This is a genomic window from Rummeliibacillus sp. GQ308 (assembly GCF_059759115.1).
Genome location: NZ_JCAXDQ010000002.1, coordinates 224,484 through 232,007, shown reverse-complemented (window position 1 = coordinate 232,007; position 7,524 = coordinate 224,484). Strand labels below are relative to the sequence as shown.

Below are 7,524 nucleotides of genomic sequence, written 5' to 3'. Positions count from 1 at the left end.
GTTGTTAGTAAGTTTAAATGATTAACATCTTGCTTGTTCAGTTTTCAAGGTTCATCTCGCTATCAACTTAGCGACTTTAATATCTTATCATTATCGCAAGATCGAGTCAACTACTTTTTTAAAATACTTATTTTTCAAAAGTGGCTAACGTCTTAACGACATTACTTACTATAACTTATTTCTTTTCAGTAATCAATAGTTTTTTTGAAATAATTTTCTTCACCTTTGAAATATCAATTACAAACAATGTAATACCGAGAATAACAATGATTCCTCCTAAAACCTGTGTAGCTGTCAAGCTTTCTTTGAAAACAAAGTAGGCAAGGATAGATGCACCAACTGGCTCAAATAAGATTGCAATTGAAATAGCATTTGCAGAAACCCATTTCAGTGCCCAGTTAAACAGATTATGCCCTAGTAAGTTCGGGACAATTGCTAGCATTAAGAACCAAAACCATGTCATAGCTGAATAATGACCAAATGACTCTCCTCTTATTAAATTATAAAATAACAGCGTTACAGCACTTGTTGTATAAACAAGTATAGTATAAGTAGTCAGCGAAACTCTTTTGCGTACTTCTTGGCCAAATAACATGTATCCTGTAACCAAAGCACAAGCAATAAGTGCCAATAGGTCACCATAAAAGGCCAGTCCACCTACTTTAAAGTCTCCCCAGCTAATAAGGACGCTGCCTATGATGGCAATAAGTCCAGCAATCACTGTTTTAAGATAAATAGGTTCCTTAAAGAAAATAAAAGTGCCAGCTATAGCAAACAATGGCTGTAAAGTAACAAGCACCGTGGAACTAGCTACCGATGTATAGCGTAACGAATCAAACCATAGGATAAAATGGAAGGCTAAAAACACACCTGCGATGATCGAAAAAAGCCAATCTCGTTTTTGAATAGTTTTAAGTTCGTGTAAATTGCGTATTAAAAAAGCAGGAGCCATTAACAAGACAGAGAAAAGCATTCTATAAAAAGCAATAATCCCTGAATCTGCTTCAATTAATTTTACCATGATCGCAGAAGTAGCTACGGAAATAACTCCAATCATTATTGCGATTAATGGACGTACTGTTTCTTTGTTCAAATGACTCATCCCCAAGCTGTTATACTAAGAAGTATTACTCTCTTTGTAACTATACAATATCTATTATTCTTACATTAATCTACTATATTCACAAGGTATTTTTGGAAAGGCGGAGACTATCATGTATTCTTATTCACTCGTTGAGCAATCTCTCTCCTATGAGACGATTATTAAATTAATTATTGCCGCTACATTAAGTTTAGGAATAGGCATTGAAAGGGAATTGAAAAAAAAACCTGTTGGATTAAAAACCAGCTTAGTGATATCAACGTTTAGTTGTTTGCTGACTGTCGTTTCCATTGAGGCCGTTTTTAATACAAGGCCAGTACCAGGCGTCAATATTAATATGGATCCATTACGGCTTGCAGCACAAATCGTGAGCGGTATTGGTTTTTTAGGGGCAGGCGTTATTTTACGTAAAGGCAACGACAATATAAGCGGGCTTACAACAGCAGCCATGATATGGGGTGCAGCTGGGATTGGTATCGCCGTTGGGGCTGGTTTCTATTTGCAAGCTATTATTGCAGTCGTAATTGTTTTAATTGGCGTGGAGGGTATTGCTCCCCTCTTCTTTAAAATAGGACCAAAACGACTTCGTGCTAAAGATATTTTTATCACGCTATACTTAAGAGATGCACAAAATATAAAAGATGTTTTACAATATTTAAAAGACGGTGAGATGGAGATAGATCATCTTTGTATAAAGGATGTACGATTGTCCAATAATGAATTACAGCATCAAGTAACATTACGCTGTTCTAGCATATCTAAAAAACTTGATACCCTTTCGTTATACAGCGACATAAAAAAACTTCCTTATACAGAAGAAGTAGAAATTGAAATACTGTCTTAAAGGAGTTCTTTGATGAAAGATTTATGGAAACTTTTAAAGCACGGGAATAAACCTTCCCTACTCGCAGCATTTGTGAATTTGTTCTTAGGCATCATCAAATTAATTGCTTATGTGTTCACAGGAAACGTAGCTATGTTTGCAGAAACGATGCATTCCTTGGGCGATGCAGCTAACCAATTCTTTGTTTTTATCGGCTCTGCCCTATCTAAAAAATCGCCAACTAAGCAATTCCCAAAAGGCTTTGGACGATTGGTCAATCTTGTATGTTTAGGTGCTGTCCTTATCGTCGGCATATTGTCATATGAGACAGTAATAGAAGGCTGGCACCAAATCACCCATCCTGTCGAATCCTCAAAAGTTTGGATTAGTGTGATTGTGTTATTGATTGGTATCGTGTTGGAAGGATCAGTTCTTTTAAAAGCATCTAAGGAAATTGCCCATGATGCAGGTACAAAAGTAAATGCTATGACAGCTATCCCAAAAGCTTTTACACACCTTTCAAGTGCAAGACCAGCAACAAAGTTAGTGTTTATGGAGGATTTAGTCGCTACATCTGGCGGAGTTCTCGCTCTTTTATCTGTTGTAATATCCCATACTACAGGGTTTATGCAAGCGGAAGGTATCGCTTCCATCCTCATCGGCTTGATGATGTTCTATGTAGTGGGTGTTGTATTCCTTGAAAACGCGCGTGGAGTCATCGGTGAAACAGATGAGGAAATGTTAAACCATATCGCTTATCTTGTATTAGATGATCCAAATATAAGAGATATTAAACAGTTAGAAGTAGTAAAAGAAGGAGAATCACTTCATGTTGAATTGATCGCTGAGGTGGATCCTACTTTAAGCTTTGCATATGTGGATGATATACGAGATCATTTAGTTGATATACTGTTATCGCAAAAAAATGTCTCAAAAGTAACTGTCTCATTTGACGAAGATAATGAAGTGAAAGACTGGAAGCATATTGGAGAACGGCCTGATGCTCTAAGCTAAGAATGCGAGAAGAACTTTTCTTCTCGTATTTTTTTGTTTTTAAATGTGAATTATTTCATGCTTAATGCAACAAACTAGTAGTGGAGGTGAACAGAATGAGCGGATTACAAAAATTTGCACTTCTAGTGACAGTTATTGGTGCTCTTAATTGGGGACTAATCGGTATTTTCCAATTTGATGTAGTAGCAACACTATTTGGCGCAGGACAACAAAGCTTTGGTGCACGAGCAATTTATACTCTTGTGGCGATTGCTGGGCTTATTAGTTTAAGTATGTTCTTTGTTTCAGAAAGACGAAACTATCGTGTTGTAAAAAAAGACAATGTACGCCCAATCAGAAACATGTAAATTTGCAATATAAAAAGGAGAACATATAATGAATGTTCTCCTTTTGTTATATTTATACCCAGCCTCTGAATCGTGAAGCCTCTGCAGTTTTTCGCACACCTACCATATATGCAGCCAAACGCATGTCAATATTGCGTGTTTCTGCAACACTATAGACATTATCAAATGCTTCAACCATTTTCTTAAGCAATTTTTCATTTACTTCTTCTTCTGACCAGTAGTAACCTTGATTGTTTTGTACCCATTCAAAGTAAGATACTGTTACGCCACCAGCACTAGCCAATACATCTGGAACTAATAAGATGCCGCGGTCATAAAGAATTTTTGTTGCTTCTGTTGTTGTAGGACCATTTGCTGCTTCTACAACAATTTTAGCTTGGATATTATGCGCATTGTCAGCAGTGATTTGGTTCTCAATAGCTGCAGGCACAAGGATATCACAATCTAATTCAAGCAATTCTTGGTTTGTTATTGTATTTTCAAATAAAGTTGTAACTGTACCAAAGCTATCACGGCGATCCAATAGATAATCAATATCTAAACCTTCTGGATCATGTAAAGCACCGTATGCATCTGAAATAGCAATTACCTTTGCACCTAAGTCACTCATAAATTTAGCTAAGAAGCTACCTGCGTTACCGAAACCTTGAATTACAACACGGGCGCCTTTAATATCGATGTTTTTGCGTTTTGCAGCTTCTTCGATAACAATTGTTACGCCTTGAGCTGTTGCACGGTCACGGCCTTGCGAACCGCCAAGAACAATTGGTTTTCCTGTGATAAAGCCAGGTGAATTAAATTCATCCATACGGCTATATTCATCCATCATCCATGCCATGATTTGTGAGTTGGTAAATACATCCGGAGCCGGAATATCTTTTGTCGGTCCAACGATTTGGCTCGTCGCACGAACATAGCCACGGCTTAAACGTTCTACTTCTCCCATAGACATTTGGCGTGGATCACAGATAACTCCGCCTTTACCACCACCATAAGGTAGATCAACAATACCTGCTTTTAAAGTCATCCACATAGATAAAGCTTTGACTTCTTCCTCTGAAACTTGAGGATGGAAGCGAACACCGCCTTTTGTTGGTCCCACGGCATCGTTATGTTGCGCACGATAGCCAGTAAATACTTTAACAGAACCATCATCCATTTTTACGGGGATACGTACTTCAAGCATACGAAGCGGTTCTTTTAAAAGTTCGTACATTGATTCGTCGTATCCTAATTTTTGAAGTGCTTCTTGGATCACTGCTTGTGTAGATGTAAACAGGTTAAGATTTTCAGCCATTTTGTTTTTTTCGCCTCTTTTATTCATAATAATGGTTAGTGTAGTTCTAGGTGCAAACATTGTAACATAGTTCTACTTCAAAGTTTACTATTATTTTCTTATTTTTTGAAGACTTCACGAATTTTTTCAAGAGCAAAGTCAAGTTCTTCTTTTGTAATAACAAGTGGTGGCGCAAAACGGATTACAGTGTCGTGTGTTTCTTTGCACAACAGCCCTAATTCCATTAGCTTTTCACAGTAAGGACGAGCTTCTGTAGTTAATTGCATACCGATGAATAAACCACGTCCGCGCACTTCTTTGATGTCCTCATGATCAATTTTCTTCAATTCATCCATGAAGTATTCGCCGTATTCTAATGAACGTTCTGCAAGTTTTTCGTCAAGCAATACATTTAGTGATGCGATTGATACTGCACATGCCATTGGATTACCGCCGAATGTTGAACCATGTGACCCTGGGTTGAAGACGCCTAATACTTCTTTATTTGCTACTACGCAAGAAATTGGGAATACACCGCCACCTAAAGCTTTTCCTAAAATGTACATATCAGGATTTACATCTTCCCATTCACAGGCAAACATTTTACCTGTACGTGCAAGACCTGCTTGAATTTCATCCGCAATAAATAGAACGTTATTTTCACGGCAAAGTTCACGAGCAGCTTTTAGGTAACCAGCTGGAGGAATGATAATACCCGCTTCCCCTTGGATAGGTTCAATAATGAATGCAGCTGTGTTTGGTGTAATAGCTGCTTTTAGTGCTTCTAGGTCACCGTAATCAACTAATTTGATACCAGGTAGCAATGGACCAAAACCACGACGGTATTCAGGATCTGATGTTAAAGATACAGCTAGCATCGTACGTCCATGGAAATTGCCGTTGCAAGCAATTACTTCTGCTTTGCCATCTTCTACACCTTTCACATCATATGCCCAGCGGCGAGCAGCTTTGAATGCTGTTTCTACTGCTTCAGCGCCTGTGTTCATTGGCAATACCATTTCTTTACCAGTCATTTCACTTACCAATTCATACCATGGGCCTAATTGATCACTGTGAAACGCACGTGAAGTTAATGTTACACGATCTGCCTGTTCTTTTAGTGCTTCAATGATTTTCGGGTGGCGATGCCCTTGGTTCACTGCAGAATAAGCAGAAAGCATATCCATGTATTTATTGCCTTCTGGATCTTTAACCCATACACCTTCCGCTTCGGAAATAACGATTGGTAGTGGCATATAGTTTTTTGCACCAAATTCATTTGTTTGAGCAATGATTTTGCTTGATGTAGTTGAAGTAGTTGTCATTTCTTTTTCCCCCTTGTTTGAGTGAACGCGCTTACAATCCTCTTTTAGAAGGAAGCAGGCAAACGAGTTTGCCCGCCTCTTCATCTATTACATTATAAAGTTTCAGATACAGATTTAGATTGCATATGCAATGTTAAGAAGTCTGGACCGCCTGCTTTAGAGCAAGTACCTGACATGTTGTAGCCACCAAATGGTTGGTAACCAACAATTGCGCCAGTACATCCACGGTTGAAGTATAGATTTCCAACAAAGAATTCTTCACGTGCTTTTTCTAAATGGTCACGATTTGTTGAGATGACAGCACCTGTTAAACCATATTCAGTGTTGTTTGCAATATCAAGTGCTTCATTGAAATCTTTTGCTTTAGAAATTGCTACGATTGGACCAAAGATTTCTTCTTGCATTACACGTGCATCTGGTGCTACGTCTGCTACAACTGTTGGTTGAACAAAGTAACCAACTGAATCGTCTGCAGTACCGCCTGCTACGATGCGTCCTTCACTGTTAGCCACTTCGAAGTAGCTTGTTACTTTCTTAAATGCTGCTTCATCAATTACTGTAGCCATAAAGTTATTGTGATTTGTTGGATCTCCAACAGTTAATTCTTTTGTAAGTTCTACTACGCGATCAAGCACTTGATCATATACATCTTCGACGATGACAGCACGTGAACATGCAGAACATTTTTGACCACTGAAACCGAAAGCAGATTTAACGATAGATTGTGCAGCTAGCTCAAGGTCAGCCTCTTTATCTACAACAATCGTATCTTTACCACCCATTTCAGCGATAACACGTTTGATCCAAATTTGTCCTTCGTTTTGTACAGCTGCACGTTGGTTGATGCGTAGACCTACATCGCGTGAACCTGTGAAACTTACGAAACGAGTACGTGGATGATCAACTAAGTAATCTCCTACTTCAGCGCCTGGGCCTGGGATGTAGTTTACTACGCCAGCTGGTAGACCTGCTTCTTCAAGGATCTCCATAAATTTATATGCAATTACTGGTGTTGTAGAAGCTGGTTTTAGTAACACTGTATTTCCTGTTACAACTGCAGCTACTGTAGTACCAGCCATAATAGCGAATGGGAAGTTCCATGGTGAGATAACAACGCCAACACCTAATGGAATATAACCAAATTTATTGTATTCGCCAGGACGGCTTTGTACAGGTTTGCCATCTTTAAGCGCTAACATTTGACGACCATAGTATTCTAGGAAGTCAATTGCTTCTGCTGTATCTGCATCTGCTTCTACCCATGGTTTACCTGCTTCAAGTGTCATCCATGCAGACATTTCGTGGCGGCGACGTTTTGTAATTGCTGCTGCTTTAAATAGAATATCAGCACGAACTTCTGGCTTTACTTTGCTCCATGTTTTAAATGTTGCATCTGCAACTTGCATTGCTTTTTCAGCGATTTCTTTATTTGCTTTTGAAACGCGACCTACTACTTCAGATTTTTTAGCAGGATTATAAGAGACAATTTTGTCTTCAGTTGTAATTCTTTCTCCCCCAACGATCAATGGATAATCTTGTCCAATTTCGCTTTGTACCTTTTTCAAGGCTACTTCATATGCTTGGCGATTTTCCTCTTTTGAAAAATCTGTTAATGGTTCAGTTGTGTACGGAATCAT

The 7,524-nt window shown here is 38.5% G+C and carries 7 protein-coding genes; 3 read left to right on the top strand and 4 right to left on the bottom strand.

Translation table 11 applies throughout. From position 1 onward, the window contains the following. Positions 1-175: 175 nt before the first annotated feature. Complete coding sequence (locus AC6CHJ_RS12360; protein ID WP_147196462.1) at positions 176-1,093, bottom strand: DMT family transporter; 918 nt, start codon at positions 1,091-1,093, stop codon at positions 176-178. A 121-nt stretch (positions 1,094-1,214) separates the two neighbouring features. On the opposite strand from AC6CHJ_RS12360, the gene AC6CHJ_RS12355 reads away from it, so the two are divergent. The 3 genes from AC6CHJ_RS12355 (at position 1,215) to AC6CHJ_RS12345 (ending at position 3,286) form a co-directional block, all read left to right on the top strand. Further along, positions 1,215-1,946, top strand: coding sequence for an MgtC/SapB family protein (locus AC6CHJ_RS12355; protein WP_066789149.1), 732 nt, complete (start codon positions 1,215-1,217; stop codon positions 1,944-1,946). A 12-nt stretch (positions 1,947-1,958) separates the two neighbouring features. Continuing rightward, a complete protein-coding gene (locus tag AC6CHJ_RS12350; protein ID WP_150285130.1) occupies positions 1,959-2,939 on the top strand; it encodes a cation diffusion facilitator family transporter in 981 nt (326 codons plus the stop codon). A gap of 95 nt (positions 2,940-3,034) precedes the next feature. Beyond that, a complete protein-coding gene (locus tag AC6CHJ_RS12345) occupies positions 3,035-3,286 on the top strand; it encodes a DUF378 domain-containing protein (protein ID WP_066789153.1) in 252 nt (83 codons plus the stop codon). Positions 3,287-3,338: 52 nt separating this feature from the next. Here AC6CHJ_RS12345 and AC6CHJ_RS12340 read toward each other — a convergent pair whose 3' ends face one another. The 3 genes from AC6CHJ_RS12340 to pruA form a co-directional block, all read right to left on the bottom strand. Beyond that, positions 3,339-4,583: a Glu/Leu/Phe/Val family dehydrogenase gene (locus AC6CHJ_RS12340; protein WP_147196458.1), complete on the bottom strand. Its 1,245-nt coding sequence runs from the start codon at positions 4,581-4,583 to the stop codon at positions 3,339-3,341. Positions 4,584-4,681: 98 nt separating this feature from the next. After that, complete coding sequence (locus AC6CHJ_RS12335; RefSeq protein WP_498288766.1) at positions 4,682-5,887, bottom strand: ornithine--oxo-acid transaminase; 1,206 nt, start codon at positions 5,885-5,887, stop codon at positions 4,682-4,684. A gap of 92 nt (positions 5,888-5,979) precedes the next feature. Continuing rightward, positions 5,980-7,524 (bottom strand): L-glutamate gamma-semialdehyde dehydrogenase, encoded by a 1,545-nt coding sequence (gene pruA, locus AC6CHJ_RS12330; protein ID WP_498288765.1) that lies wholly within the window; start codon positions 7,522-7,524, stop codon positions 5,980-5,982.